This window comes from Corynebacterium sp. KPL4072, from assembly GCF_037908395.1.
Lineage (GTDB): Bacteria > Actinomycetota > Actinomycetes > Mycobacteriales > Mycobacteriaceae > Corynebacterium > Corynebacterium kefirresidentii.
In genome coordinates, this window is record NZ_JBBMGE010000005.1 from 49,761 (window position 1) to 75,565 (window position 25,805).

At 57.0% G+C, this 25,805-nt stretch carries 23 protein-coding genes and 2 pseudogenes; 17 read left to right on the top strand and 8 right to left on the bottom strand.

Annotated features, from left to right (window positions below):
• Position 1 precedes the first annotated feature (1 nt).
• The 4 genes from trpD to trpA are packed head-to-tail and all read left to right on the top strand — an operon-like array spanning position 2 to position 4,527.
• Positions 2-1,036: an anthranilate phosphoribosyltransferase gene (gene trpD, locus WMP97_RS06355; protein ID WP_340440072.1), complete on the top strand. Its 1,035-nt coding sequence runs from the start codon at positions 2-4 to the stop codon at positions 1,034-1,036.
• Entirely contained in the window at positions 1,036-2,442 is a 1,407-nt protein-coding gene (trpCF, locus tag WMP97_RS06360; RefSeq protein ID WP_340440073.1) for a bifunctional indole-3-glycerol-phosphate synthase TrpC/phosphoribosylanthranilate isomerase TrpF, read from the top strand. Before trpD ends, trpCF begins: the two co-directional genes overlap by 1 nt.
• Positions 2,443-2,455: 13 nt before the next feature.
• A complete protein-coding gene (trpB, locus tag WMP97_RS06365) occupies positions 2,456-3,661 on the top strand; it encodes a tryptophan synthase subunit beta (RefSeq protein WP_340440074.1) in 1,206 nt (401 codons plus the stop codon).
• Complete coding sequence (gene trpA, locus WMP97_RS06370; RefSeq protein ID WP_340440075.1) at positions 3,661-4,527, top strand: tryptophan synthase subunit alpha; 867 nt, start codon at positions 3,661-3,663, stop codon at positions 4,525-4,527. Before trpB ends, trpA begins: the two co-directional genes overlap by 1 nt.
• Positions 4,528-4,595: 68 nt before the next feature.
• Here the strand turns inward: trpA and WMP97_RS06375 are convergent, their stop codons facing one another.
• Positions 4,596-5,807: a dicarboxylate/amino acid:cation symporter gene (locus WMP97_RS06375; RefSeq protein ID WP_086588375.1), complete on the bottom strand. Its 1,212-nt coding sequence runs from the start codon at positions 5,805-5,807 to the stop codon at positions 4,596-4,598.
• A 192-nt stretch (positions 5,808-5,999) separates the two neighbouring features.
• Here WMP97_RS06375 and WMP97_RS06380 point away from each other — a divergent pair, with 192 nt between their 5' ends.
• The 4 genes from WMP97_RS06380 to WMP97_RS06395 all read left to right on the top strand — a co-directional run bounded on the left by WMP97_RS06380 (position 6,000) and on the right by WMP97_RS06395 (position 8,874).
• Positions 6,000-6,470: an SdpI family protein gene (locus tag WMP97_RS06380; protein WP_340440076.1), complete on the top strand. Its 471-nt coding sequence runs from the start codon at positions 6,000-6,002 to the stop codon at positions 6,468-6,470.
• 646 nt (positions 6,471-7,116) lie between these two features.
• Complete coding sequence (locus WMP97_RS06385) at positions 7,117-7,482, top strand: Rieske (2Fe-2S) protein (RefSeq protein WP_340440077.1); 366 nt, start codon at positions 7,117-7,119, stop codon at positions 7,480-7,482.
• A 102-nt stretch (positions 7,483-7,584) separates the two neighbouring features.
• On the top strand, positions 7,585-8,550 hold the full coding sequence (locus WMP97_RS06390; RefSeq protein WP_340440078.1) for a bile acid:sodium symporter family protein: 966 nt from the start codon (positions 7,585-7,587) through the stop codon (positions 8,548-8,550).
• A 15-nt stretch (positions 8,551-8,565) separates the two neighbouring features.
• A complete protein-coding gene (locus WMP97_RS06395; protein WP_023020176.1) occupies positions 8,566-8,874 on the top strand; it encodes a hypothetical protein in 309 nt (102 codons plus the stop codon).
• 16 nt (positions 8,875-8,890) lie between these two features.
• On the opposite strand, the gene WMP97_RS06400 is transcribed toward WMP97_RS06395, so the two are convergent.
• Genes WMP97_RS06400 through WMP97_RS06415 form a run of 4 tightly spaced genes read right to left on the bottom strand, consistent with a single transcriptional unit; the run spans position 8,891 to position 12,023 of the window.
• Positions 8,891-9,223, bottom strand: coding sequence for a branched-chain amino acid transporter permease (locus tag WMP97_RS06400; protein ID WP_239206872.1), 333 nt, complete (start codon positions 9,221-9,223; stop codon positions 8,891-8,893).
• The gene (locus WMP97_RS06405; protein ID WP_340440079.1) at positions 9,223-9,951 is read right to left on the bottom strand and encodes an AzlC family ABC transporter permease; all 729 of its coding nucleotides are present in this window, start codon (positions 9,949-9,951) and stop codon (positions 9,223-9,225) included. Before WMP97_RS06405 ends, WMP97_RS06400 begins: the two co-directional genes overlap by 1 nt.
• A gap of 39 nt (positions 9,952-9,990) precedes the next feature.
• Positions 9,991-10,587, bottom strand: coding sequence for a YqgE/AlgH family protein (locus tag WMP97_RS06410; protein WP_238801577.1), 597 nt, complete (start codon positions 10,585-10,587; stop codon positions 9,991-9,993).
• Positions 10,587-12,023: a CCA tRNA nucleotidyltransferase gene (locus tag WMP97_RS06415; RefSeq protein ID WP_239206874.1), complete on the bottom strand. Its 1,437-nt coding sequence runs from the start codon at positions 12,021-12,023 to the stop codon at positions 10,587-10,589. Before WMP97_RS06415 ends, WMP97_RS06410 begins: the two co-directional genes overlap by 1 nt.
• An 88-nt stretch (positions 12,024-12,111) precedes the next feature.
• Here WMP97_RS06415 and WMP97_RS06420 point away from each other — a divergent pair.
• From WMP97_RS06420 to WMP97_RS06440, 5 genes and pseudogenes are all read left to right on the top strand, one after another.
• Positions 12,112-12,705, top strand: a pseudogene (locus WMP97_RS06420) (NUDIX hydrolase); the annotation flags it as partial.
• The gene (locus tag WMP97_RS06425) at positions 12,705-14,900 is read left to right on the top strand and encodes a DUF6049 family protein (protein WP_340440081.1); all 2,196 of its coding nucleotides are present in this window, start codon (positions 12,705-12,707) and stop codon (positions 14,898-14,900) included. The pseudogene WMP97_RS06420 and the gene WMP97_RS06425, both read left to right, overlap by 1 nt.
• Positions 14,901-14,918: 18 nt before the next feature.
• Positions 14,919-18,347 (top strand): murein biosynthesis integral membrane protein MurJ, encoded by a 3,429-nt coding sequence (murJ, locus tag WMP97_RS06430; protein WP_340440083.1) that lies wholly within the window; start codon positions 14,919-14,921, stop codon positions 18,345-18,347.
• Positions 18,348-18,562: 215 nt separating this feature from the next.
• Positions 18,563-19,096, top strand: coding sequence for a YceI family protein (locus WMP97_RS06435; protein WP_340440084.1), 534 nt, complete (start codon positions 18,563-18,565; stop codon positions 19,094-19,096).
• 168 nt (positions 19,097-19,264) lie between these two features.
• Positions 19,265-19,564: a hypothetical protein gene (locus WMP97_RS06440; RefSeq protein ID WP_301716417.1), complete on the top strand. Its 300-nt coding sequence runs from the start codon at positions 19,265-19,267 to the stop codon at positions 19,562-19,564.
• Positions 19,565-19,684: 120 nt separating this feature from the next.
• Here WMP97_RS06440 and WMP97_RS06445 read toward each other — a convergent pair whose 3' ends face one another.
• The 3 genes and pseudogenes from WMP97_RS06445 to WMP97_RS06450 form a co-directional block, all read right to left on the bottom strand.
• On the bottom strand, positions 19,685-20,320 hold the full coding sequence (locus WMP97_RS06445) for a hypothetical protein (RefSeq protein ID WP_340440085.1): 636 nt from the start codon (positions 20,318-20,320) through the stop codon (positions 19,685-19,687).
• 424 nt (positions 20,321-20,744) lie between these two features.
• Positions 20,745-21,011, bottom strand: a complete 267-nt coding sequence (locus WMP97_RS11845) for an integrase core domain-containing protein (protein ID WP_366918349.1) — start codon at positions 21,009-21,011, stop codon at positions 20,745-20,747.
• A 114-nt stretch (positions 21,012-21,125) separates the two neighbouring features.
• A pseudogene (locus WMP97_RS06450) lies at positions 21,126-21,323 on the bottom strand (IS256 family transposase); the annotation flags it as partial.
• Positions 21,324-21,565: 242 nt separating this feature from the next.
• Between WMP97_RS06450 and WMP97_RS06455 the strand changes: the two are divergent.
• The 4 genes from WMP97_RS06455 to WMP97_RS06470 all read left to right on the top strand — a co-directional run bounded on the left by WMP97_RS06455 (position 21,566) and on the right by WMP97_RS06470 (position 25,786).
• Positions 21,566-22,138 carry a hypothetical protein gene (locus WMP97_RS06455; protein WP_301716419.1) on the top strand — a complete coding sequence of 191 codons (573 nt, stop codon included), beginning with the start codon at positions 21,566-21,568 and terminating at the stop codon, positions 22,136-22,138.
• Between the two features lie 4 nt (positions 22,139-22,142).
• Positions 22,143-22,376, top strand: a complete 234-nt coding sequence (locus tag WMP97_RS06460) for a hypothetical protein (RefSeq protein WP_301716420.1) — start codon at positions 22,143-22,145, stop codon at positions 22,374-22,376.
• 253 nt (positions 22,377-22,629) lie between these two features.
• Positions 22,630-25,155: an aminopeptidase N gene (pepN, locus tag WMP97_RS06465; protein WP_340440086.1), complete on the top strand. Its 2,526-nt coding sequence runs from the start codon at positions 22,630-22,632 to the stop codon at positions 25,153-25,155.
• Positions 25,156-25,237: 82 nt separating this feature from the next.
• The gene (locus tag WMP97_RS06470) at positions 25,238-25,786 is read left to right on the top strand and encodes an RNA polymerase sigma factor (protein ID WP_023020188.1); all 549 of its coding nucleotides are present in this window, start codon (positions 25,238-25,240) and stop codon (positions 25,784-25,786) included.
• The last annotated feature ends 19 nt before the right edge of the window (positions 25,787-25,805 follow it).

Here is a 25,805-nt window from a genome sequence, read left to right on the forward strand (position 1 = left end):
AATGAGCCGAACACCACTGCGGACCTTTCAGGCCTATCTAAGCAATCCACAACCCACCATCGAAGAAGCCACGGAGGTATTTACCCCCTTGGCCGTGGGCGCCTACGACGATATCCATATCGCGGCATTGCTCGCTCATATCCGGGCTCGGGGCGAGACTTTCGCGGACGTTGCCGGCGCCGCCAAGGCTTTCTTAAAGGTGGGCTATCCCTTCCCCATCACCGGAAAAGGCCTTATGGATTCGGCCGGCACTGGGGGCGATGGCACAAATACCATCAATATCACGACGGGGGCCTCGCTCGTCGCCGCTGCCGGGGGAGTGAAGATGATCAAGCACGGCAACCGCTCGGTCTCTTCCAAGTCCGGATCTGCGGATGTACTCGAGGCTCTTAATCTCCCGCTCGACTTAGACGCCGCCCGAGCGGTCCGCCAATTTGAGGCCTCGAACTTTACGTTTCTTTTCGCCCCCGCCTACAACCCAGCCATCGCCCACGTCCAACCGGTGCGCAAGGCACTGGGCATCTCAACCATATTTAATACCCTCGGCCCGCTCTTGTCCCCAGGACACCCATCACTCCAAATCATGGGCATTGCAAACCCAGATCAAGGCCAACTCATTGCAGAGGTCTTTCGAGAACTTGGCCGCGAGCGCGCCTTAGTCGTCCATGGAGCCGGCACGGATGAGATTGCCACTCATGGCACCACGCAGGCTTGGGAGCTCAGGAACGGCGACATTATCACCTACCAGCTCACCCCTGAAGAGCTCGGTATCGAGCGCCACGAGCTCACGGAGCTTGCCGGTGGGGATGGCGCTGCAAATGCCCTAGCCCTCCGCGCGGTCTTTGCCGGTCACGGTAAGCCCGCCCACGTGGACGCCATCGCTGCCACCGCCGGAGCCATGTTTTACCTCAACGGGACCACGAGGAGTATCGCAGCAGGAGTCTCTCACGCTAAGGATCTGATTAATAGCGGCGCTGTCGAAAAGTGGCTCCATATCCACGAAAGCGCCAACTATGCGGTAGGGGAGAAGAACTAATGACGGCGAAGGAATTGCCAACCGTGCTACAAGAGATCGTCGCCCAGCGCCGCACTCATCTGCCGGCCATTCGCGACAGGTTGTCCTACGTGGACCTCGCTAGCGTACCGCCTTCGGAGCGTTCGCTTGTCGAAGCCCTCGATGGCACCAATCGCTTCATCATGGAATGTAAGTCTGCCTCGCCATCCCTGGGGTTGATTCGCGCGGACTACCGTCCGGGCGATATCGCTCGCATCTACTCACGCTATGCCTCCGCCATTTCGGTGCTGTGCGAGCCTGCGCGCTTTGGCGGCGACTATGACCATCTGCAAACCGTCGCCCAATCTACCCACCTGCCGGTGCTGTGCAAAGACTTCATTGTTGACCCCATTCAGGTTTACGCCGCGCGACACTACGGAGCCGATGCCATCTTGCTCATGATGTCCATCGTGGATGATGACACCTACGTTAAACTCAAGGCGCTGGCTGATGAACTGGGGTTAGACGTCCTGACTGAAGCCATCACCGAGGAAGAGGTGGAACGAGCGCTGCAGTTAGGTGGCGACATCATCGGTATCAATAACCGCAACCTCCACGATCTCAGCATCGACCTAGAACGAACCGAGCGCCTCGCTAGCCATATCCCTGAAGGAAAAACGATCCTCTCGGAATCCGGAATCCGCGACAATGCCACCGTCCGCCGGCTGGGCTCTCACGTGCACGCATTCCTTGTAGGCTCACAACTCAGCCGTCAAGAGGATATCGATCGCGCCGCTCGCGATCTTGTCTACGGTGGCAATAAAGTATGCGGGCTTAACTCTGCCTCCGCTGCGCAAGCGGCGCGTGCTGCAGGGGCCCGCTACGGAGGACTTATCTTCGTACGGGAATCGCCGCGCAGTGTTTCACGTGAAACCGCGCGTGACATCATCTCCGCAGAGCCGGGTCTGGACTACGTGGCCGTGACACGTTCTTCGGATATCGAAGAGCTACAGAGACTTTCTGAGCTCCCAGGACTCAAGGCACTTCAGCTCCACACCCCATTCCAAGGAAGTGGGGAAGCGGAAAGAGAATTCCTACGCCAGGTACGCAGCGTCGCGGGCGGATTATCCGTGTGGCGTGCCGTCGATATGCTCAGCCCCGATTTCGCAGGACTGGCAACTGACCTTGTCCCAGAAGTAGAAGCGCTAGTCCTGGACTCCGGAAGCGGCGGGTCAGGAAGCTCATTCGAGTGGAGCACTATCCCCCCTGAAGTTAAGGATAAATCCTTCCTCGCCGGTGGCCTCCGGTTAGACAACCTCGAAGAGGCTCTGTCGATCGGCACGATGGGGCTCGATCTCAATTCGGGTCTAGAGTACGCACCCGGCCGCAAGGATTCCTCGCTTGTGTCCCAAGCCTTCCACATCATCCGACGCTATACACACCCATAGAAAGGACACGATCATGACCGTTTCACGTGAAACACTCCTTCCAGCATACTTTGGTGAATTCGGTGGACAGTTCGTCCCAGAATCCCTTATCCCCGCCCTCGACCAACTTGAGAAGGCTTTTGTAGAAGCACAGAATGACCCGTCCTTTCGCGAAGAGCTCAGCGACCTTCTGCGTGACTACCTTGGCCGGCCCACGCCACTGACAGAGGCAAAAAATTTAGGCGGTAAGGCGAGGATCTTCCTCAAACGTGAGGACCTCGTACACGGTGGCGCGCACAAGACGAACCAAGTCCTCGGACAGGCCCTCCTCGCCAAACGTATGGGAAAGACTCGCATCATTGCAGAAACGGGAGCGGGCCAGCACGGCACCGCCACCGCACTGGCTTGCGCACTCTTAGGGCTCGAGTGTGTGGTCTATATGGGGGCAAAAGACGTCGCGCGGCAGCAGCCCAATGTCTTCCGTATGGAGCTAATGAACGCGAAAGTCGTAGCCGTTGATACCGGGTCCGGAACGCTTAAGGACGCGGTGAATGAAGCGCTCCGCGATTGGACCGCTACGTTCCATGAATCCCACTATCTCCTCGGCACTGCGGCTGGGCCACACCCTTTCCCGACTATCGTCCGGGAGTTCCATAAGGTCATTTCCGAAGAAGCTAAGCAGCAGATGCTTGAGCGCACTGGCGGCCTGCCGGATGTAGTCGTCGCCTGTGTCGGAGGCGGTTCCAATGCAATCGGCATGTTCGCAGACTTCATTGCGGAGGAAAAAGTGGAACTCGTCGGCACTGAACCGGGCGGTGAAGGACTGGACTCCGGCAAGCACGGTGCCACCATCAACAACGGGACCGTAGGAATACTCCACGGCGCACGCAGCTACCTCATGCGGAACGCAGACGGCCAAGTGGAAGAGTCATACTCCATTTCCGCCGGACTCGACTACCCGGGAGTCGGTCCACAGCATGCTTACCTTCACTCCAGCGGCCGAGCACACTACGTGGGCATTACAGACGCCGAGGCATTGGAAGCGTTCCAACTGCTATCCCAGCGGGAAGGGATCCTTCCCGCCCTTGAGTCTTCCCATGCTCTTGCTTATGCCTTGAAACGGAAGGATGAGGACATCACTATTGTGGTCTCTTTGTCTGGTCGCGGCGATAAAGATATCGACCATGTTCGCCGCACGCTTGAGGCCCACCCAGAATTTAAACTGCAGGAGAAGCACTAATGAGCAATCGATACGAGAACCTATTCCGATCACTGCGCGAAAGGGGAGAGGGCGCGTTCGTCCCCTTCCTCATGTTGGGCGATCCCACCCCGGAAGACACGCTGGACATTGTACGAACCGTTGTCGCGGCCGGTGCAGATGCACTAGAACTTGGCGTCCCATTTTCTGATCCCGTGGCCGATGGACCGACCATTCAGGCGTCTCACCTTAGGGCGCTAGCGGCTGGCGCCACCGTAGATTCCGCCCTAGAACAGGTGCGGACGATTCGCTCAGAATTCCCTGAGCTTCCCATTGGCATGTTGATCTATGGCAACGTGGCTTTCACGCGCGGCTTCGAGCGCTTCTATTCCGAATTCGCTAATGCAGGCGCGGATAGCATCTTGCATCCCGACGTCCCCGTACGCGAAGGCGCTCCATTCATCGCTGCAGCAGAAAAGGCCGGCATAGATCCGATCCTCATCGCCCCGGCTCGTGCCACCGCGAGCACCCTCGAAGGCGTCGCTCACAGCTCGCGGGGTTATATCTATGCCGTTTCCCGCGACGGCGTGACAGGTACCGAAAGAGAATCTAAAACCATCGGGCTTGAAGAAGTCGTAGCAAACATCAAAAGATTCGATGGCCCGCCGGTACTGCTCGGCTTCGGCATTTCAGCACCCGAGCATGTGCGCGATGCCGTGGCAGCCGGAGCGGAGGGGGCTATTACTGGCTCGGCCATTACTAAAATCATTGATCGCCACGTTTCACGTGAAACCGCTGCAGAGCGGACCCAGATCGAAGGGACCTCAGGCCGCGCTCGCGTGGACCCCGCGCTGCACAAAGAACTCGCTGAATTTGTCACCCGCATGAAGGCGGCGACCCGAAAATAGCCCCACAACGCATTAAACCCCTCGTCAGCTCTCGACAGCTGAACGAGGGGTGTGGTTTTGGTGAGCCTCTACGCGGTTGCTTCTGCAGATTCCTCTTCGGAGGGGTCTTTCTTGTCGCCTGCGAATTTGTCCACGATCATCGCAATAGCACCGTCGCCGGTGACATTGGCGGCAGTGCCGACCGAGTCGATGGCGATGTAGGCGGCGATCATGAGCGCCACCATGCCATCATCAAAGCCCATCATGTCTGCCAGAAGGCCGGCCGCCACCATGACGGCACCGCCCGGAACGCCCGGAGCAGCAATCATCATGATTCCCAACAAGAAGATGAAGCCAAGTCCGGTACCGGTACTAATATCAAGGTTTGCCATATACACGATCGCAAAGGCATAGAGCGTCAGCTTAATCATCGAACCGGACAAGTGGATGGTCGCGCACAGCGGGATAACAAAGCTTGCCACCGGCTTTGAAATGCCATTCTTAAGCGTAGACTCCAAGGACACCGGGATAGTCGCGGCAGAAGAGGAGGTTCCCAAAGCCGTGAAATAAGCCGGCAGCATATTGCGAAGCGCCTTGAAGGGATTCTTCCCGGTAATCGCACCAGCAATGATGTATTGCAAGACCAAGTAAACCAGGGTCATGACAACCGCCAAAATCAAAACCTTGGCAAAGGCCGAAAGTACCGAGCCCAGATTGCCATTCATGCCCAATCCCAAGAACATGCCAAAGATATAGAAGGGCAAAATCGGCACAACAAAGCCCCAGATTACCTTAACTACGACGTTCTCCAATTCCTTGGTGACAGCGTACAAGGTATCGGACTTCACGGTAGTCATAGCTACACCGATGCAGAACGACAACAAGAGGGCAGTCATAACCTCAAAAGGCGGCGCCATCTCCACCTCGAAGTAGGGAGAGAGTGCACCCTCATCAATATCGGAGACATTAGTAATCAGATTCTGACCACTAAGCATGGTGGGGTAGAGCCAGTGGGCAAGCACGTAGGCAAGAAGACCGGCGACAATAGTGGAGCCATAGGAAATCCCCGCTGTAACCCCCAGCCACTTACCGGCACCACGCCCGAGACCCGCAATGGACGGAGCGATCAGCGCGAAAATAAGGACCGGGATAAAGAAGTTGAGGAAGTTGCTAAATAGTCCATTGAAGGTGGCGAATACGCGACCAAACCATTCTGGAGCGAATCGGCTGACCACCACGCCAAGGATGATGGCAACGATAATGCGGAACAACAAAGATTCCGAGAGTTTCTTGAGATTCATATACTTACAATCAGATCGGGTGCTCTACCTCTAGGACTAAACGACCGAGGCGAAACAGCGCAGTGCGGAGGCCAAGGTCGATTCAATATCTATCAATCGACCTTAAATGCATACTACCTGAGCGCACACAGCGACAGAACACTCGGCCTAGGCGCAATTTTTATCTCAGCACTACAAGGCTAAACTGAATACATGATCGCAGTGGGAATCATCTTCTTCATCCTCGCCGTCTTCCTCATCGTTGTAGGTACCATGGCCTCAACCAAGCGCCTACCCGGAAATAACTACATTGGCTTGCGACTGCAAGAAATCCGCAAGTCTCGCGAAGCGTGGGATAACGCCCATCGCATCGCTGGTCCATTCTGGATCCTCAGCGGTGTCTGCCTAATTTTCGGTGGAATCGTCGCGCTTAGCGCTGAGGGCTGGATGTGGCTCCTTCCGGTTCTTACCTTTGTGGCGGCAGTTCTCGCCCTATCTGTAGGTTCCAACCTCGGCTCGCGTGCCGCGTTCCTCTACGAACAGGCACACGCTAGTGAAGAAGGTTGTGGGGATTCCTGCAATTGTGGCTCCGACGGTTGCGGTGGGAAAGAGGCTGCCGCGGCTTCTGCACCCCAGGTCGATGTCGACGCACTCCGTCACGCCGCACGAGAATCTGACAGATAGCAGCGCCTGCTGCACAACCGCTCCCCCTCTGGATAAGAATTACGCCTCATCCAGAGGGGGAATTTTTGTAGCTATTTCCTCTCGCTTGAATAGCTCATTGGATGTTTCCCGACAGTCACAGTGACGTTATAGGTCAGGCCGTTACATCTCCTTGTTCCGTCACTTACGATATCCCGTCACTCTTTCAATATATTGGTCCATTCAACGCTAGGCTACGTTAATAATTGGATTACCGTACTTTTCGCCTTACTGCCAATAGCGATGGAGATTGCGTAAAGCTTCCGAGGAACCCAGAAAGTAAAGAGCATCAGAGGCCTCCGCTAGGCAAAATGATACATATGAAGAAAAGCACCGCCCCTCGCAGCCATCGCCGCTTCGACCTTTGTCATTGGCGCTTATAACGAGCAAGGCCACAAAGAGCCGACATCCACACCGGTAGCGGAGGGGCAGCAGTCGGCCCATAGCATCGTCGATGATTTAGGCATTGAATCTGGCACCTATGAACTCACTCCTACACCCACTGGCTCCCCTGAAACATGGGAGGGCTATCTGGTTAGTTAACTTCTGTGTTTCACGTGAAACTCTAAATTCGCTCAGCTACACGGCTGAGTCACAAGGCACCATCATCACCAGCTAGACTAAGGGCATGAATAAGTGCTCTCGCCGAATCTTCTTGCTCGGTACCGCTACCACTTTCGCAGGTGCCTACCTAACAGCCTGTGGTTCTTCTCCGTCCGCGGAAATCGCAGCTACGGAAATTCCAGTCGGATCCGCGAAGATTGTAGATGGCGTCATTTTTACTCAGCCGAAAGAAGGTGAGTTCAAGGCCTATTCCCAGACCTGTCCGCACCAGCACAATCCGATCACCAAGATCGATGGCATGACGGCCACCTGCACCGCACATAACACCTCCTATGACCTCAGCGATGGAAGCGTAATATCCGGACCGGGCCGCGACCCCTTGGAAGGATACGAAGTTAAGCAAGACGGCTCTAATGTCACTACAGCCTAGGGTGCATTCCTCCCTCTGTGGTTTCACGTGAAACCACAGAGGGCATATTTTTGGCCCGAGTATTTCCGGGGAAGAAGGAGCGGTAGGGTTTAAACTTTTAGAATGCTGCAGAGTTTAAAGAAGCCCGACCCCCTCATAGTGCTCATCATCTTGGCGGTCATCCTTGCGGTCATTGCACCAGCCCGTGGGGATTTTGCCGAGACATTCGGCCAGCTAACAAATGTTGCGATCGCTTTCCTCTTCTTTTTGTACGGCGCTAGGCTCTCCACTCAAGAGGCCCTCAATGGGCTTAAGCATTGGCGCCTACACCTAACGATCCTGGCCTTCACCTTTGTGGTCTACCCGCTAATAGGTATAGCGCTACGACCGCTTACCGCTTTCATTTCGCACGATATGTACCTGGGGATCTTGTTTCTCACGCTGGTACCGTCCACCGTGCAATCTTCGGTTGCCTTTACCTCCATTGCGAAGGGAAACGTTGCAGGCGCAATCGTGTCAGCATCTACTTCTAACTTGGTCGGAGTATTTATTACCCCTGCGCTGGTTATGCTCCTGATGGGAACCGGGGGAGGGGTCCACATCGACACTTCCGTATTTGGAGAAATCGCGCTCTTGCTGCTGGCTCCCTTTATCCTGGGTCAGCTGACTCGGCGCTGGGTTGGCAAATTCGCCCAAAGCAAGGCCACCAAAGTGGTAGACCGCGGCTCCATTGCCATGGTGGTGTATTCTGCCTTTTCCAAAGGCGTAGTAGACGGAATTTGGTCCTCCATCTCCATATGGGAGTTGGCCTTCCTTGTCGCCTTCGCGGCGATCTTCGTTGCTTTCATGCTGTGGCTCACCAAGAAGGTAAGTGAAAAATTGGGATTCAAGCGCGCCGATGCAGTCGCAATCGAGTTCTGTGGATCGAAGAAGTCACTAGCCACGGGCCTACCCATAGCCTCGGTTATCTTTGCTTCTGGGGGAACGTCTCTTGGTCTACTTATCCTGCCGTTGATGATTTACCACCAGGTCCAGTTAATGATGTGTTCGTGGCTGGCATCCCGCTACGCCCAGCGTGCCACCACTTAGCTACACTTAGGTCCTATGGCGAATTATCTATACGTACGAACTGAACTAACCGTGCCCGGCGTAGGCTCGGCCATCCATATGGCGGAAATGGAGGAGCAAGATGCGCGCAGCTGTCGAATGGTCCGCATGATCGCCCTGGATCCCTCAGATGCCATAGTTGGTGTGGCTACCCCGACCAGTTCCACGGGAAACGTAGATCAGCCGCAAGAGGTTGTCCCGCACCCGGATACCTACGATGAGTTTCCAGACATTAGCGCCCACTACGTGGACCAATCTCATTTCGACGCCCTATGGTCCGAAGCCACCGCCAAGTTCGGCCTTTAGGGTTCAAACACGGTGCCTACAAGACAACGTTAACGAGAAACATATAAAAAGCGGTTCCTCCGAAGATGGACAGCGCTGATTCACGCTTCCACAGGTGGAGCAGGAAGGTTACTACCACGCCGAGGAGAGCCGCCCAGATGCCCCCAGGGGCACCAGCCTGCCCGTAGACGGTATAAACCACCAAAATGGTCATCACACCTACAGGCATCATCATGCCCAGCAATGAAAAGAACTGGCTATCCTTCATCCATTTCACAAAGGAAAAGGGAAGCTGGCGCAGCACAACGGTAATAAGGCCGACGGGGGCCAACACTGCGGCGATGGAAGCAAGCGTAACTCCAGCGGGCATTAGCGTTCCTCCCGGAATCTCGTAGACTCGCCGCGGCTACGCAAGCCAATAGCGGCATCGATGCGGGGAGATGCGTAGCGGATAATAAGCAGAATGAAGTAGGCACTCAGCCCCACCATGAGCAGTTGTCCTGGGGCGAAGACTGCAGCAAGGATTCCCACCACCACAGCACTTAACGGCAATGCAAAGTCCTGGTTATTGCGGAAGGAATCCATTGCAAGCACGACAAAAAGGGCAACCAGAGCGAATTCCATTCCCTGCACGGAAGAGGGAATCACTCGGCCGGCGAGGGCACCGACGATGCCGCCGCCTACCCACAAGACCTGACAAAAGATTTGGATGGTGAGTATTCGGTTCCCACTCGGGCGCTCCTCGGCGGGGAGGGAGGAGACGATGGCATAGGTTTCGTCGGTAAGCGCATATGTGGAATAAGCCCGGCCCACCCGTGAATGAATGCGGTGCCGGGGAAAGGTGAGGCCATAGAAAATATGGCGGAAGTTCACCATGAATCCGGTAACCAACGAAGCAAAGGCGGAAGCCCCACCAGTAACCATGGAAATGGCCAAGAATTCCATAGAGCCGGCGTAGATGACGAGGGAGAAAATCGGCGTCCACCACCAGCTGAAACCGGATTGGACCATGAGTAGGCCGAAGGCTAGGCCGAGGGGAATAAGGCCGATCGCGGCGGCCCAGGTATCTCTTAATCCTTGAGAAATATCCGCGCGCATGCGGGCTAGTCTAGCCCATTGCCTGCAGCGCGATAGGAATTAATTGTCTTCCACGTTGACTGGATATGTGGAATAGAGAGGCAACGGCATGGGCTGACGTTTCATAACATCGGCCCAGAGGTCGGCTGGGCCTGGAGTAATAACGTCTTGGGCAAGGGCCGGAGAGACGAACCATTCGCCGGCCTCGATTTCCTCCTCCAGCTGGCCCGGCCCCCATTCGGCATAGCCGGCAAACATGCGCATGCCAGAAACTAGTGGCTCGATCTCTTCTGGGTCCGCGCGCAGATCCACATGTGCCAGGCGCGGTGCGAGGCGGGTGAGCCGATCTTGTTTGTCCGGATCGACGCCCTGTTTAGTCTGGGCGAGGCCAACAACGGATTGTTGGTTGAGCGGACCGCCGATATACAGCGCCTGCGGTTTAGCCACCACGGGAAGCCATTCCGGCAGCACATTGAAAATAGCTACCTCGGAGCGCTTAGTCAGATCCACGCCAAAGGTCATCATGTCATTGTGCTCAATGACGAGGATGACGGAGCGGGCGAATTCCGGCGAAAGCATGCCCGGAGCAGCGATGAGAAGCTGGCCGGGAGCGGGGTCATTGCGCTCGAGGGCGTTAAATAATCTATCGGCAAACATCACTGTTTAGAATCCCACCACTCGCGCAACTTCGCAATCGCTTCCTCGCGCTCGAGGGGGCCGTGCTCTAGGCGCAGTTCCTTGAGATAAGACCATGCCTGGCCTACCTCTGGCCCGGGCTTAAGGCCGAGGATTTCCATGATCTCATTGCCGTCAAGGTCCGGGCGCACGCGAGCCAGGTCCTCCTTGCGGCCGATCTCTTCGATGCGCTCCTCAAGCTGATCATAGGTGCGCTGGAGTCGACGGGCCTTTTTAGCATTGCGGGTCGTGCAATCGGCGCGCACCAGCTTATGCAGACGGGGGAGGAGGTCGCCGGCGTCAGTAACATAGCGGCGCACGGCAGAATCGGTCCACTGATTTTCCCCGAACCCGTGGAAGCGCATGTGCAGGTACACCAGCTGGCCGATGGCCTCCGTGGTGGCCTTGGGGTACTTCAACTTGCGCAGGCGCTTGCGGGCAAGCTTGGCGCCCACCACCTCGTGGTGGTGAAAGGAGACCTTGCCATCGGTGTTATCAAAGGTATCCGGTTTGCCAATATCGTGTAGAAGCGCCGCCCAGCGCAGGACAAGGTCTGGGCCATCTTCTTCTTGGTCCATGGCCTGACTTAGCACCTTCAGCGAGTGAGCATAAACGTCCTTGTGCTGCGCGTGTTCATCCGCGGTCATACGCAGTGCGGGGATCTCCGGAAAGATATAGTCCGCAATTCCGGTGGAAACCAGCAGGTCAATGCCGTCCCACGGTGCAGTGCCGCAGATAAGCTTATCCAGCTCCACCTGTACGCGCTCTACGGTGATGCGCTGGATCTCGCCGGCCATATCCCGCATGGCATCTACCACCCGATCGGCCACGCGAAATTCCAGCTGGGACGCAAAACGCGCCGCCCGCAGCATGCGGAGCGGATCATCGTGGAAGGAGATTTCCGGCTTGTCCGGGGTATCGAGCACCCGGTCGGCCACATCCTGGAGGCCGTGGAGGGGATCGTGGAAGGTAAAAGAGGCGTCGGCAAGCAGCTCGATGGCCATCGCATTGACCTTAAAGTCACGCCGCACTAGGTCACCTTCCAAGGTGTCACCATAGACCACCTCAGGGTTGCGGGACTGGCCATCATAAGAATCGGAACGGAAGGTGGTGATCTCAATCTGCTGACCCTTATAGGCCGCGGAGACGGTACCGAAGTCGATGCCGGTATCCCACACGGTCTCAGCCCACTCATCCAAGATCTCTTTAACCACGTCCGGGCGGGCCGGAGTGGTAAAGTCCAGGTCATTTCCCAAGCGGCCCAAAAGCGCATCGCGCACAGAGCCGCCCACAAGGTAGAGCGAATAACCACGGGCGGCAAATTTCTCCACCAAACCGCCCAGCAGGTCACTGAGGGAGGAGACGGTGGATTCCGCGCGGGCAAGAACGCCAATTAGCTGAGTGTCCTGAAAATTCACGGGTGAGAGTCTACTACGATTGGCAGGGATGACTAACCAAGAACAGGGCCCCTCTAAGGGAGGCGGCCGCAACCGTAACCGGTCCCGGCGCAGGCGGCGCCGCCGGCCGGATAATCGCGCGCGCCGCAGCACTCAGCAGCGCAGGCCCTACCGCGGTGGCAATGGCCAATCCACGGCCATGGAAACCCGCGATGAAACCTCCGCCGGCGGCCTTGTTGTCTCTGGTTTGGCGGAGTGTGTCGATGCCACTGGCCAGGTAGATCTTTCCCGGCTTTATGTGGCACTCATCGGCCGCCTCGACCGTCGCGGACGCCTGCTGTGGTCCATGCCTAAAGGCCACGTAGAAAATGGCGAAGCCAAAGAAGTCACCGCTGAGCGCGAGGTATGGGAGGAAACCGGCATTTCCGGTGAGGTTTTTGCAGACCTCGGCATGATTGATTATTGGTTCGTCTCTGATGGGGTGCGTATCCATAAGACAGTGCACCATCACTTGCTGCGCTTTGTAGACGGCATCATGAACGATGAGGATCCGGAGGTCACCGAGGTCTCATGGATTCCCGTCTCTGAACTCATCGAGCATTTGGCCTACGCCGACGAGCGCAAATTGGCGCGCATCGCGCATGATCTCCTTCCCGATCTCGCACGAAAGGAAGCCGCCGCGGGGAAAGTGACCCCACGGTAATGCGCCAACGCCTGAAGTCTTGGGCCGCCGTGGGCGGCTGCCTGGCGGTAGCGGGGTGGGGATTGTGCCTGCCGCTGCCAGAGGCCGCCGCGCAGATGGATTCGGCTGCGGGAAAACAGCAGGATATCCAAGCATGGTTGGGCGCGCGCGGACCAGAGCGGGCCACTCTCGATCTCATCGCGGCCGAACCCTTCACCGTGGGCAAGGAACTGAAACTTACCTTCCAGGTACACAATCCCACCGATGAGGCCATGGAAGACCTCCAGTTGACCAGCCGCCGTGGCGATGCCGTGGAGAGTACTGCACAGGCCCGCACGCAGCTGGCCACCGGCGAATTCCCGTATTACGGCCCCAGCACCACCACCGCGCCCCTGCAACCGGGCGAAACCCGAGAGGTTACCTTCAAGGTTCCCACCTCCTTACACGGCGAGCAGACCCTAGCCATCGAAGACGCCGGCGCCTATCCGCTGCTATTTACCCTCACCGGCACTGTCGGCGGCGAAGCGGTCAGCTTTGCGGAAGAACGCCTAATAGGCCAAGTGCAGGGAAAGAAACAGGCGCTTGGCGATGCCCCCTCGGAGCCCAAACCCCACGATCTCACCGTGGTCTATCCCATCAGCGCCGATATCGACTCGGTACCAGGCGGCGCTGGGGGAGAAGACCTTATTCTCGCCTCCGATGAGCTAGCCACCGAGCTGGCTGAGGGCGGCCGGCTCGATCGCTTGGTGAGCACCTATGCGGACCACGATCTGCGCGGGGCAGGCTGCGTAGCCATCGATCCCGCACTCTTGGACACGGTCAACCGCATGGCGGAGGGCTATAAGGTAGGTTCGTCCCGCCCGGCTCAGGCGGAGCGTCCTAAGCGCCTGCGTGATTCGTGGTTCAATAACAACGACGATGTGCACCTCGAACCCGGCACTGGCAAAGAGGATGCCGCCCGCTGGCTCAAGCGCCTGCGTGAACTCGATTGCTTTATGTCTATGCCGTGGGCAAACGCTAATGCCTCATCCGTGGCCAAGGCGAATAATCCCTTCCTTACCTACGAGGGGCTGCAGCGCGGCAACCACACCATCGAGCGAATCCTCGGCACCAAGCCAGCAACCTCTGTCCTCGCGGTTGGCTCCGGCTATGTGGATCAACAACTGCCCCTGCCCGCACTGGTGGCTGATAATACTTCGTGGCCTGGCCACGCCGTGACTTTCGACGCCTCCCTGGGCGCCCTTTTAGCCCAAACCGGCTCCAAGCCACAGACGGTGGGCTATTCCAACCCGGAGCTACGCTACGATTACTCGCTCGATTCCGAACTTTCCCGCGCCATCACCGGCGGCGCCGCGTTGAGTTTGGCCGCTAGCGATGACACCGTGGCGCGTTTGCCCAATTACTTGGATCCCAGCGCCGCCGAATACGCGCTTGACTCCGCCCAAGCGCTCATCGATTCGGGCCAGTCCCATGCGCGTACCGTCGGCAGCCTCAAGCAGGAAACCGCCGTTCCGGGGTCACTGCCTGGCAGCCCCTTTAGTGATCCCGCCGCCTTCGCCGAATCCGATATCGTCCGCGTGGAGCAGCAGGCCCGCTATACCGATGAGCTGATGAATATCATGGTCGATGATCCAGATATCGCACTGACTCCCTATGAATTCGTCCTGCCTTTGCGCCGGGATTTGCTGGCCGCGCTTTCGCTGACCAACCGCGATAGCTTGGGCAGCAATGCTGAAGCGCGGCGAAGGTTCACCCACACGATGGATGTGCATTCGAATACTTTGCGCGATCTGCGATCTTCTGTGGCGCTTATCCCACCGGGCAATGTTTATACCCGCGTATCCGAGTCATCGCCGCTGCTCATCGTGGCAGAAAATGGGCTTCCGCTACCGGTGGAGGCCAAGCTGCAATACGATGCCCCCGATGGCGCGCGCCTCAACACGCCCAAGAGTGTCCGTATTCCGGCCAAGGGCTCTATTACTGTATCCATGACCGCCGATATGCCTAAGGACGTCGATCGCACAGACATTGGCCTGTGGCTTGCCACCCCAGAAAAGCAAACCATCTCGGAGCCGATCAGTATCGCTGTGCAAACGCGTGCCGGTATCGTAAGCGTGTATGGCGTCGGCATAGCCGGCGCTCTTGCGCTGGTCCTCGCCACTCTCTTCCGGCTAGGCCGCCATCGGCGCAAAAAATCACAAAGGCTTAAAAAGTAAGTTGAAGTTGTATCCTCTATGACTGATAAAACTGGCCGCGAGGCCGAACACGTGGAGAAGTCACCTGCGGGTGTAGTTGACCCGAAGGATGCCGCCGTGCCGGCAGAGCACCCCGCCCCAGCGGGTGCCCGCGGCCGAATCGTCCGCGCCTCTCCTCCCGCTCCGGTGCCAGAAAAGCGCCCCACGCCCGCGGTGCAGGACACCACCGTTCCTCCCGAGGAGGACAAGTCCGCGCTCACCGGACGCAACGCGGAAAACGAATCATCCAATCAGGACGTCATCCGCGCGACGGGCACGATGGCCATCGCGACGCTGCTATCCCGCGTCACCGGCTTCCTGCGCCAGATGCTCATCGGCGCCACTCTCGGTGCCACGGTGGGCACCGCGTTTAGTAGCGCCAACCAGATCCCCAACCTCGTCACCGAGATCGTATTGGGTGCCGTGCTGACCTCTCTGGTCGTGCCCGTTCTCGTACGCGCCGAAAAAGAAGACACGGACCGAGGCGAGACCTTTGTCCGGCGGCTATTTACCCTGGCCTTTTCCATCCTGGGCATAGTCACCATCGCCTCCGTGGTGCTCGCACCCTTCTTAACGAGGATGATGCTGCCGGAAGATTCCAAGGCCAATGCCGTGCAGGCAACCTCCTTGGCCTTCTTATTGCTGCCGCAGATCCTCTTCTACGGCCTCTTCGCCCTCTTCCAGGCCGTTCTTAATACTAAGAATATCTTTGGTCCAGGTGCGTGGGCGCCGGTAGTCAATAACGTCATCTCCATTAGCGTGCTGCTAGCTTATCGCTTCCTGCCCGGCCAGCTCGACCCGCACGAGCCCACCCCGGTGGCCGATCCCCACGTCATGCTATTGGGCTTGGGCACCACCACGGCGGTGATGGTGCAATGCCTCATCTTGTTGCCGTACCTCAAAAAGGCCGGCATTAACCTGCGCCCCAAGTGGGGCTTGGATGCCCGCATCAAGCAATTCGGTGGCATGGCTCTGGCCATCATTACCTATGTGGCTATCTCCCAGCTGGGCTATGTGATCACCTCCCGCGTAGCCGCCTATGCGGATGCCGGCGCCCCGCTGGTCTATCAGAATGCCTGGCTCATGCTGCAGGTGCCCTATGGCGTAATCGGCGTGACGCTGCTGACGGCCATCATGCCGCGCCTGTCCCGCAATGCCGCCGACGGCGATGTTGATGCCGTAGTCCGCGATCTGACCTTGGGCTCAAAACTGACCTTCATCGCGCTTATCCCCATCGTCATTTTCATGACCGGCTTTGGTGTACCAATCGCCCGGGCCCTCTTCCAATACGGTGCCTACGGCGCCGAGAGCGCCGAGCAGCTTGGCCTGACCATCAGCTTCTCCGCCTTCACACTCATCCCGTATGCCTTGGTGCTACTGCACCTGCGCGTGTTCTATGCCCGCGAGGAAGCCTGGACGCCGACCTTCATCATCGCCGGCATCACACTGACCAAGATCGTCCTTACGCTTTTGGCCCCGTTGATGACGTCCAACCCGGACCGCGTGGTGATTTTGCTCGGTACGGCCAATGGCTTTGGCTTCGTCTCCGGTGCGGTCATCGGTGGCTTCTTGCTCAAGCGCAAGCTCGGCAGCCTCGGCGGCAAAGCCGTCACGCAGACCGTGCTGTGGGCTTCTGGTGCCGGTCTCGTAGGCTTGGTTGTCTCCTGGGTGCTGTACTGGGGCGTGAATTTCCTCCTTCCAGAGAATTTGCCCTCCATCGTCTCGCTGATCAAGGTCGCGGTGCTTGGAGTCATCTTCCTCATCGCCACCGGCCTGGTGCTCTCTAAGTCCTCCTTGCCGGAGGTCCAGAACCTGGCCCGCGCCTTGCAGCGCATCCCGGGCATGTCCCGCTTCATCAAGGTCGATTCCTCCAAGGCTATCGAGCTGGAGGAGCCCGACGTGCCGGAAATCCGGCCGGTATTCACCCAGGACGCCTTCAACGCCACCCTGGTACCGCCACCAATGTCCGCCGGTATCGTCCGCGGCCCACGCCTCGTGCCGGGCGCCCCGGTATCGGATGGTCGCTTCCGCTTGCTCCAAGATCACGGTGCGGTCACCGGTGCACAGTTCTGGCAAGCACGCGAGCAGTCCACCGGCCGCCTAGTCGCGTTGACGTTCGTCGATACCAATAGCCTGGCGCCGATTGCGCCATCGACTCCGGGAGTTGCCGCCCGCCGCTCCGCTGAGATTTCGCGCAATACCCGCCGCCTTGCCGAGCTGGAGCTCGATACCGTGGCGGATAATATCCAAGTTCTGTCTTACCGCACGGGCTGCCTGGTGGTGGCGGATTGGTTCGAGGGCACCTCCCTCAAGCAGGTGTCTGAGGCCGATAACCTCGACCCCCATTCTGTGGCTCGTGCTACTGCGCCGCTATTTGCTGACGCCGCCGCTGCCCACGATGCCGGCCTCATCCTCGGCGTGGAACACCGCGACCGCTTCCGCGTCTCTACCGACGGTGTAGTCAAGGTGGCCTTCCCCGCCGTACTGGATGGCACCTCCGCCGCCACCGACCGCGAGGCTCTCAGCTCCGCCCTAGAGCTGCTCGTGGAGTCCACGGAGCCTTCGCCGAAGAAGCTGCGCGATATTTCTGAAGATGCCAACCTCTCGGCCGACGAGGCCGCTCAGCGCGTCGAGGACGCGCACTTTGCCCTCGATAGTGCTGATGAGGACAGCCGCGAGGAAAAGATGGAACAGCTGCAGGAGGCAAAGGCGCTGACCTTGGCCGGTATCGCCCAGCGCCTGCATGACTTCGCACCGGAGGAGCCAGAGGAAGCACCCGAGGCCTTGCCGGTAAAGGCGGAAGAGGAACCGGCCCAAGAGGATGACCCGGCCCAAGAACCCGGCTTCGGCGGCCGCGGTTATTCCGGTTCCGGCGTCATCGTCATCGGTATCTTCGCCACCATCTTCGTCGTGGCAATGGCTGCATTGACCACCTGGATCATGTCCTTGCTCAGCAATGTGGAGGCGCCTAACCCGGTCAGCGAAACCATCCACGGCAGCACCGATATTCCGGATACCCCGCCGGTGCGTCTCCAGCCTTCCTCTGCGATTACCGTCCCTGATAACAAGGACGACGCTGCGCTTATCGACGGCAAAACGGCCACCACCTGGTCCACCGAAGAGGAGGACACCGGCATCCTCGTCACTGTGGATTCGCCAACGCACTTCGCAGTCTTGCCGGTGGTGCAATCCAATTCGACTGGGGCGAAATATGCCGTCTATGGCGTTAATCGTGACCGCTTCAACCCAGAAAACCCACAGGCCGGCTCTCTGTACCAACTGGCAAGAGGCAAGTTCAAAAACGGCAAGGAAGACATCGAGCTGGAGAAAACCCCCGAGCAATTCGACGGGCTGCTGCTCATGATCACCGAGCTACCCAAGTCCAATAAGGCAACCATCGCAGACATTGGGCTCGTTGGACAGCCCTAGGAAAACTTCGGATACGTGAACCCACATTGCGGTCCATGAAATAACGGCCGAACTGAAGAAAATCGCCTTCAGTTCGGCCTTAATTTTCATTTTTCCTCAATACAAAACTCCATGCGCTGCGATTTCTAAACTTTTTTACTTCAAGTGTTGACTATTTAGGAGTAGTGCGTACACTGTGGGGTGTAACGCAAGCAACAATCTTAGGAGTATTCACTATGTCCCTCGCAGCAGGTACCTACGCACTAGACCCAGCCCACACCGTTATCGGATTCGTCGCCAAGCACGCAATGGTCACCAAGGTCCGTGGCAACTTCGCCGATTTTGAGGGCACCATTACCGTGGCCGAGAACATCGCCGAGTCCGCTGCTGAGGCAACCATCCGCACCGCTTCCATCACCACCGGCAACGATGACCGCGATGCACACGTAAAGAACGAGGACTTCTTCGCAGTAGAGCAGTACCCGGAGATCACCTTCAAGGCCACCAACCTCAACGTTGATGAGAATGGCAACGGCACCGTAACCGGTGACCTCACCATCAAGGACACCACCAAGTCCGTCGACCTCGATGTAGAAGATGTTGCTACCGCTGAGGACCCATTTGGCATTACCCGCCTGGGCTTCGAGGCAACCACCAAGATCAACCGCAAGGACTTCGGCATCGACTTCAACGCTCCGCTGAAGACCGGCGGCGTACTGGTCTCCGAGGAGATCAAAATTGAGCTCGAGGTCTCCGCTATCAAGCAGTAGACCCGTAACTCCAAACACACTAGAAGCATTAAGCTTCCCCAAGCCCGCAGCCACCTTCTGGCTGCGGGCTTTTTCGTCGTCTTCCGATATAGCGGTACAGCCACTCCTTACCCTTGGGAAGGCATTTCAGCGTGAACATGAAGACATAAAAAGTAATTTTCATGGAAAATGTTGTGCTGCGTGGAGGATGGCAAGTGCGTCACCGTTGAAATGAAGTACATGGAGGTACCAATCGCGGATACTTTCTATGGCGTTGACCTTAATCGTCGCCCCGCCGAGACCGCACAGAAGAGCACTGAACGAGTCGCACAAGAGCTACAACGCCAAGGAATCCGCACCGAGACAAATAATTTCCTCATCTTATTGCCTGACCACTTAGTCACAATCGAAGTCGACGAGGGCGTTGCTTGGTTCGATCCTGACTATTGGAGTCTTGAGGACTTTCTTGAAACGTCGTTCCTTGCCTAGCGAAAAGTAATCCTTGGATGTTAGCGAACGAGGCGGCGGCATGATTCAACGGAAAATAGTTAGAATGCACACCAACTATGATGACGGTTTCAGTTTCCCACTTTGCACTGCGATATGGGCCTAAGGGCGCTGTGCTAGTAAAGCGGAGACTCTGGAATTGTTCTTGATCCATGTTGCTGCATGAGGATCAATGAAACCCGCTATTTCTTGGATAGCGTTATCAACGGAGTCGAGATGTGCGACTTCACGGGCTCTATCGCGCTGTTGAACGATTGATTCGTGGTGAGAGCACCTATTTCTCATTTCATAAACAATGACTACAAGCTCTTCGAACTGCTGTCTGCTATCAGGGGGTTTCTTCAACGCCCTCTTTACCTGAGGCCAGATGCTTGCTTGATAGTGGTTACTTAAAAGGTAACGCCAGAAGTCGAAGCTGAGTTCAGCAATGATTTTTCCCGGTAGGGCCCCTTCTCCTCCAGCTCGTCTTTTCGCTTTGCGGATATTCTTCTTTGCTGCAACGTTGAAGGGTATTCGATCGTCATCAAACCATCGGTCACCGTACCTTCTGGTTAGGGCATTGTGAATGCAGTTTCGAAGAAGTACTTCAACATGCTCAATGTCGGCGAGATAGGTCTTCGTGAGGTGAGTATTCCAAAGATATAGCGCTTCTGGTGCGGGGTGATCGGCGTACCGGCTCATCCGCGCGGATGAAAACCATTGCGATAGCGGTACGGGGGTCGATCTTGGATTACTCATTATGGAAATGCTAATCTCTATCTTGAAAGCCTCGGAACGATCCCTGCACTACGAAAGTAGGAGTAAATCGCCGAGGTTATTGATTTTTCCGGACGATTAATTTCTTGCACGTCTTTAGATCTAGTCGTGAGGCCCACCATACTGTGCACCTGAGGCGGCAACTAGGTTCTTTCGCAAATCTTGCGTGCTGAGACGAGAGTGCCCACCTCCGCGCGCAGTTTCACGCCATAAGGGTTTGAAGACGCCAAGCATGGATTGATAGGTCGGAGGCATCCATCTTCACCAACTTGCACTAAGCGCAGCGCAGGCTGGCACCCCGTCTGTGGCAGGGGCAACCAAAGTGGCACTTTCGGGAAACAATGAAGAAAACCTTATTGAATATGCTTTTAATGCATACCCAGGTGAAGTGCCCCGAGTTTTGTTCCTAGGCATTTGCCTTGATTTCTATTATTGCCTGTGGCGGGTTCTGCTTCCAAAATTCGGTTTCCACCTCGACCGGGGTTCGGTATCTCAATCTTTGGTGGAGCCTTGTCTCGTTCCACCATGACACCCACTCGAACGTCGCGATTTCTACCTCGACAACGTCATCCCACCTTCGGGTATGGATCAGCTCGTTCTTGTAGGAGCCGTTAACGTTTTCAGCCAGAGCATTGTCATAGAAGCCACCAACCGTCCCAGTGGAAGCGGCAATCCCGTGCTGAGCAAGTCGCTCGTTGTGAGCGTGTCAAGTTGTTTGTGTGCGGGGTTTGGTTTATAAGTGGTCCGCGAATCGGTCGGGGCAAGCGACGGCTAGTTGGTTGATGGATTATTTCCACCCGGTGGCATTCATCCCTTCAATAAAGCTGTTGCATTCAATGTTGTGCTTCGCCTTCTCCGCTCGCTGGACAGCGCGCTTGTCTTCGATGTTGGAGATCATTAGCCACAGCACTTTCAGCGCCTCAGTGTCGTTCGGGAGTTGCCCCCTGTTACGGGTGGTTTTACGCAATTCAGCGTTCAGCGACCGGACCAGACCGCCGGCACTCCACACTCGGGATGGTCAGCCTCGTCGACCTCGAGAAGCAGATTGGTCTAACCACCAGCAAAAAAGAAATAGCCGCCCAACCACTAGGTAGCCCTACAACGTGTCCACGATTTGCAGGCAACCCCACTAGGGCGAGAAGTGGGCCGTCTCAGATGATGCTCAAGTGTGACACAAACCATGCTGCAGAAGTTGCGGAGCACAAGAAGCAGTGACATAGTTTTCATATGATTAAAAAATTCTTAATGGTTTCCGTGCTGGTTGCTGTATCTGCTGTTACATCAGTAGGGGAAGCCGATGCCACCGATGTAAAAGCTGCTCCTCCTAAAGAAAAGACCTCTTACCAGGTTATTGAGGGAGGCGAAGCCCAAAGTGCTGACCCTACAGCGTATAACTATGTGCCGAAAGAAAACAGCACCCCTGGGAAAGCAATTCAACCCCTCAGCGCCTCTGGATATCAACCAATCAACGGGTTTGGCTTCACCTATAAAGGAAACAATTTCAAAGTCACCACAGGAGAATTGCAGCACAGGATAATCGGCTCTCGGAACCATATTGAAAATGAAGGAGTGCAGTATCGAGTCCCTTCAACTGTTTGCAACTGGCGAGTCGACTATCAAAATCGCAACGGGGCACAAATCCACCGTACTTTTGTCGGCAAAACCCACACAGGTTGCGGTTTTGGAGCCGTGGCCGACAATGGACCACATAATGTTTATGTAAAATCAGGTTCGCAGCAATGTGCGCGCTTGTACATCGCTGGTAAGTTCCGGGGTGAGCAGTGCCACCACATAGGTTAAACAGATGAAATTACTTCTTCAGCTACTCGAGCTGACAGCGTTGCTAATAACTTGTGTAGGATTCGCCATCGGATTTAATGCAACCCACAATGCACTGACCTATATTCACACTGGAGATGCATTGGACGAGGCAACACGGCTGCTCGAGCAAGCTCAACAAATGTTCATTGCCGCTACAGCCTGCGGGATTATTTTCCTAGTCTTGTTCTTGGTTAGATTACTAAAATCGGTCAGCTAAAAATAAAGGGACTGTAAATACCAAATAGGCAAAAGAGTGACAGCGCAGTGGTTGTGTCCTTTAGTGTGGTGTAACGCTTGCTGATGGTCACTGACATCTTGCGCCACTTGCAGAGTGTGGGATAGGCAAAACTGATCCAACAGGTCCACAGCGAGGTCCCGATAACCGCTGGGTATTTTGCTCCTAGAAGGCAGCGGAACTTAGGACCCCAACCCCGCACCCTACGTGACGGAGGTAACTATAGTTCCTAAGTATGACTGCACCACAAAATAAGACGCAGCACGAGTTGCTCCAAGAACGCGCAGCAGCGGTGGACCTGCGCGCCTATCACCTCCACCTCGATCTCTCGGAGGTACTCGATAGCCCCACCTACCGCGTGACTACCCGCCTCGAGCTGACCAGCAATGAGCCCGAGCTCTTCCTGGATTACCTGGGAGAATCGGTCGCTGAGCTAAAGGTCAATGGCACCCCGCAGGAGGTGGACTTTGATGGCAGCATCATCCGGCTACACGGCGTGCCGGTAGGGGAGGAGCTGACCATCGAGGTCATCAGTCACTCCCGCTATTCGCGCACCGGCCAGGGCCTGCACCGCATGCACGATCAGGCCGATAACGCGACCTACCTGTACTCACACCTCGAGCCTTCCGATGCTCGCCGCATCTTCCCCTGCCTCGAGCAGCCGGATCTCAAGGCCGTCTTCCACGTGCGCATGACCGCACCAAAGCAGTGGCAGATCCTCTCTAACCAACCAGAAGTCGAGCGCAATGAGGATGGCAATCTCGCCACTGTCACCTTCACGCCGACACCGCCGCTGTCGACCTACCTGACTTCTTTTGCGGCAGGCCCTTATCAGTATCAAGAGCGCACGTGGACCGCCCCGGATGGCAGCCACTCGGCACAGTTGCGCGCCTTTGCGCGCGCGTCCATGTTTGAGTACTTCGACGAGGAAATCTTGGACCTTACTGCCCAGGGTATGGACTTTTTCCACCAGAACTTTGGCTACCCCTACCCGTGGGGCAAGTACGATTCCATCTTTGTGCCCGAATACAACCTCGGCGCGATGGAAAACCCTGGTCTCGTCACCTTCACGGAGAACTACATTTTCCGCTCCCACGCCACCCGCGCGCAGCATGCCGGCCGCGCGAATACCATCCTGCACGAGATGTCCCATATGTGGTTCGGCGACTTGGTTACGCCACAGTGGTGGGATGACCTATGGCTCAAGGAGTCTTTCGCAGAGTTCATGGGCGCGGATTCTTCTGTGCACGGCACCGAGTACAGCGAGGCCTGGGCTAACTTTGCCGGTGCCCGCAAGAATTGGGCCTACCTGCAGGATCAGCTGCCCACCACGCACCCAATCAAGGCGGAAATCCCAGATGTGGATGCCGCGCGCCAGAATTTCGACGGCATCACCTATGCCAAGGGCGCGGCGGTGCTCAAGCAACTGGTGCACTATGTCGGTCGCGATAATTTCTACGCTGGGGCGCGCGACTACTTCCAGGAGCACGCCTTTGCCGCCGCCACCTTTGATGACCTCCTGAAGGCGCTAAAAAAGCACACAGACCGCGATCTTGATGCTTGGTCGCAAGCCTGGCTGCGCACGTGGGGTCCAGATACGCTCACCCCGGAGCTGCACACCGAAGGCGAGAAGATTGCGGAGCTGGCCATCCTTGCAGAAGCCGAGGACGTCTGCCGGCCACACCGCCTGACCGCCTCGCTTTTTGATGCCGACTTACACAAGTATCGCGAGATCGACATCGATCTCCCCGTCGGCGATGACACCACCCGCACCATCATCGATGAGGCGGCCGGCCTTCCGGCCCCAGCATTGCTGCTGCTTAACGACGCCGACCATACCTACGCCAAGATCCGCTTCGACGACACCTCCCTAGAAACGGCAGGGAACCGCCTGACCGAAATCGAAGATGATCTCACCCGCGCTATCATCTGGACCGCACTATGGAACCTCACCCGCGATGGGGAAATGTCGGCGATTGATTATGTGGGGGTCGTCGTCAAGCACGAAGCCTACGAGACCAACACGACGCTGCTGGCTACTGCCTGCGCAAATGCCAATTTTGCGATTGCCCACTATGTTTCGGAAGCCGACCGCGAGCAGGTCCGCACCGACTATGCCGAGGCAATCTGGGGCCATCTGGACGAGGCCGAACCAGCCTCGGACGCCCAGCTTGTACTCGCTCGCGCCGCCATCCGCGCACTCGCCGCAACGCCGGAGGAATCAGGCACCGCGCGCCTTAAGGCCCTGCTCTCCGGTGACATTGCCGGCCTTCGCTTGGACCCCGAAATCCGCTGGTCCATCCTGCGCGCACTCGCCGCCCGAAATGCCGTAGAACTAGACGAGTTGGAGAAAGAAAAACAGCGCGATAATACGCTGACCGGCGCTACGGAATTCCTCGGCGCCAGCCACGCTTTCCCCACGCCGGAGACCAAGCGTGCCGCGTTCGATAGGGCGCTCACGCCGGGTGCCTACTCCAATGCCGAGGTAGACGCGCTGGTCGCCGGATTCAATGCTCCGCGTTCAGCTGCACTGCAGGAGGCCTTTGCGGAGGAATTCTTCTCCCGCGTGGAAGAGATCTGGGCCGCGCACCCGATTGAGATTGCCAACCGCCTCATCCGCGGCTTTTATCCACAGCTGCCCATGGCCGACGCCGCCACCACCCGTCTGCTGCACCGTGAGCTGCCAGGAGCGCTGCGCCGCGTGCTGCTCGAGTGTCGCGATAACTTGCGGCGCACCCTACGCGTGCGGGCTGGTCAATAGACTGTACTGTCCAGCGCTCGCGCTCTGCTTCCCCTCGGGTCACACTGTGTTTAACAGTTGTTGATCCGGGGGGAATCTACATATGACGCTGAGTCATGACCGCAGTGACGAAGAATTAGTTGATGCTTTCATTGAAGGGGATAATAAGGCCTTTTCCACCATCGTGGAACGCCACCGCACGCGGCTGACCACCGTGGCACGGCGCTACACCAAAAACGATCACGATGCCCAAGATGTGGTCCAAGAAGCCTTCCTGCGCGCCAGCTGCAACCTGCACTCTTATCGCCGCGAATCCGCACTATCGACCTGGCTACACCGGTTAGTGAAGAATTCCGGCTATGACTACCTCAACCATCGCTCGAATAGGGAAAATGCTTCATTAGATACGGAGGACTTCGACGACGATCGCAACCCGCTGCTCGCGCATAATCCTTCCGAAAACCTAGCGGAGCAGCTGGCGGTGCGCGAAGCCATGCAGTTGCTGCGCGAGGATCAACGCGAAGCGCTGGTGCTTACCGACGTCGCAGGATTCCGCGTCGGTGAAGTCGCCACCGCCCAAGGAGTAAAGCCCGGCACCATTAAATCCCGCTGCGCCCGAGCGAGGGAAGTCCTACGCGCTGCCATTGGGTGAGTTTGCTAATACCGACGTT

What these genes read in the sequence shown, in the direction of transcription:
- trpD (WP_340440072.1), top strand. Translation starts at nt 2, where the DNA reads ATGAGCCGAACACCACTGCGGACCTTTCAGGCCTATCTAAGCAATCCA.
- trpCF (WP_340440073.1), top strand. Translation starts at nt 1,036, where the DNA reads ATGACGGCGAAGGAATTGCCAACCGTGCTACAAGAGATCGTCGCCCAG.
- trpB (WP_340440074.1), top strand. Translation starts at nt 2,456, where the DNA reads ATGACCGTTTCACGTGAAACACTCCTTCCAGCATACTTTGGTGAATTC.
- trpA (WP_340440075.1), top strand. Translation starts at nt 3,661, where the DNA reads ATGAGCAATCGATACGAGAACCTATTCCGATCACTGCGCGAAAGGGGA.
- WMP97_RS06375 (WP_086588375.1), bottom strand. Translation starts at nt 5,807, where the DNA reads ATGAATCTCAAGAAACTCTCGGAATCTTTGTTGTTCCGCATTATCGTT.
- WMP97_RS06380 (WP_340440076.1), top strand. Translation starts at nt 6,000, where the DNA reads ATGATCGCAGTGGGAATCATCTTCTTCATCCTCGCCGTCTTCCTCATC.
- WMP97_RS06385 (WP_340440077.1), top strand. Translation starts at nt 7,117, where the DNA reads ATGAATAAGTGCTCTCGCCGAATCTTCTTGCTCGGTACCGCTACCACT.
- WMP97_RS06390 (WP_340440078.1), top strand. Translation starts at nt 7,585, where the DNA reads ATGCTGCAGAGTTTAAAGAAGCCCGACCCCCTCATAGTGCTCATCATC.
- WMP97_RS06395 (WP_023020176.1), top strand. Translation starts at nt 8,566, where the DNA reads ATGGCGAATTATCTATACGTACGAACTGAACTAACCGTGCCCGGCGTA.
- WMP97_RS06400 (WP_239206872.1), bottom strand. Translation starts at nt 9,223, where the DNA reads ATGCCCGCTGGAGTTACGCTTGCTTCCATCGCCGCAGTGTTGGCCCCC.
- WMP97_RS06405 (WP_340440079.1), bottom strand. Translation starts at nt 9,951, where the DNA reads ATGCGCGCGGATATTTCTCAAGGATTAAGAGATACCTGGGCCGCCGCG.
- WMP97_RS06410 (WP_238801577.1), bottom strand. Translation starts at nt 10,587, where the DNA reads ATGTTTGCCGATAGATTATTTAACGCCCTCGAGCGCAATGACCCCGCT.
- WMP97_RS06425 (WP_340440081.1), top strand. Translation starts at nt 12,705, where the DNA reads ATGCGCCAACGCCTGAAGTCTTGGGCCGCCGTGGGCGGCTGCCTGGCG.
- murJ (WP_340440083.1), top strand. Translation starts at nt 14,919, where the DNA reads ATGACTGATAAAACTGGCCGCGAGGCCGAACACGTGGAGAAGTCACCT.
- WMP97_RS06435 (WP_340440084.1), top strand. Translation starts at nt 18,563, where the DNA reads ATGTCCCTCGCAGCAGGTACCTACGCACTAGACCCAGCCCACACCGTT.
- WMP97_RS06440 (WP_301716417.1), top strand. Translation starts at nt 19,265, where the DNA reads ATGTTGTGCTGCGTGGAGGATGGCAAGTGCGTCACCGTTGAAATGAAG.
- WMP97_RS06445 (WP_340440085.1), bottom strand. Translation starts at nt 20,320, where the DNA reads ATGAGTAATCCAAGATCGACCCCCGTACCGCTATCGCAATGGTTTTCA.
- WMP97_RS06455 (WP_301716419.1), top strand. Translation starts at nt 21,566, where the DNA reads ATGATTAAAAAATTCTTAATGGTTTCCGTGCTGGTTGCTGTATCTGCT.
- WMP97_RS06460 (WP_301716420.1), top strand. Translation starts at nt 22,143, where the DNA reads ATGAAATTACTTCTTCAGCTACTCGAGCTGACAGCGTTGCTAATAACT.
- pepN (WP_340440086.1), top strand. Translation starts at nt 22,630, where the DNA reads ATGACTGCACCACAAAATAAGACGCAGCACGAGTTGCTCCAAGAACGC.
- WMP97_RS06470 (WP_023020188.1), top strand. Translation starts at nt 25,238, where the DNA reads ATGACGCTGAGTCATGACCGCAGTGACGAAGAATTAGTTGATGCTTTC.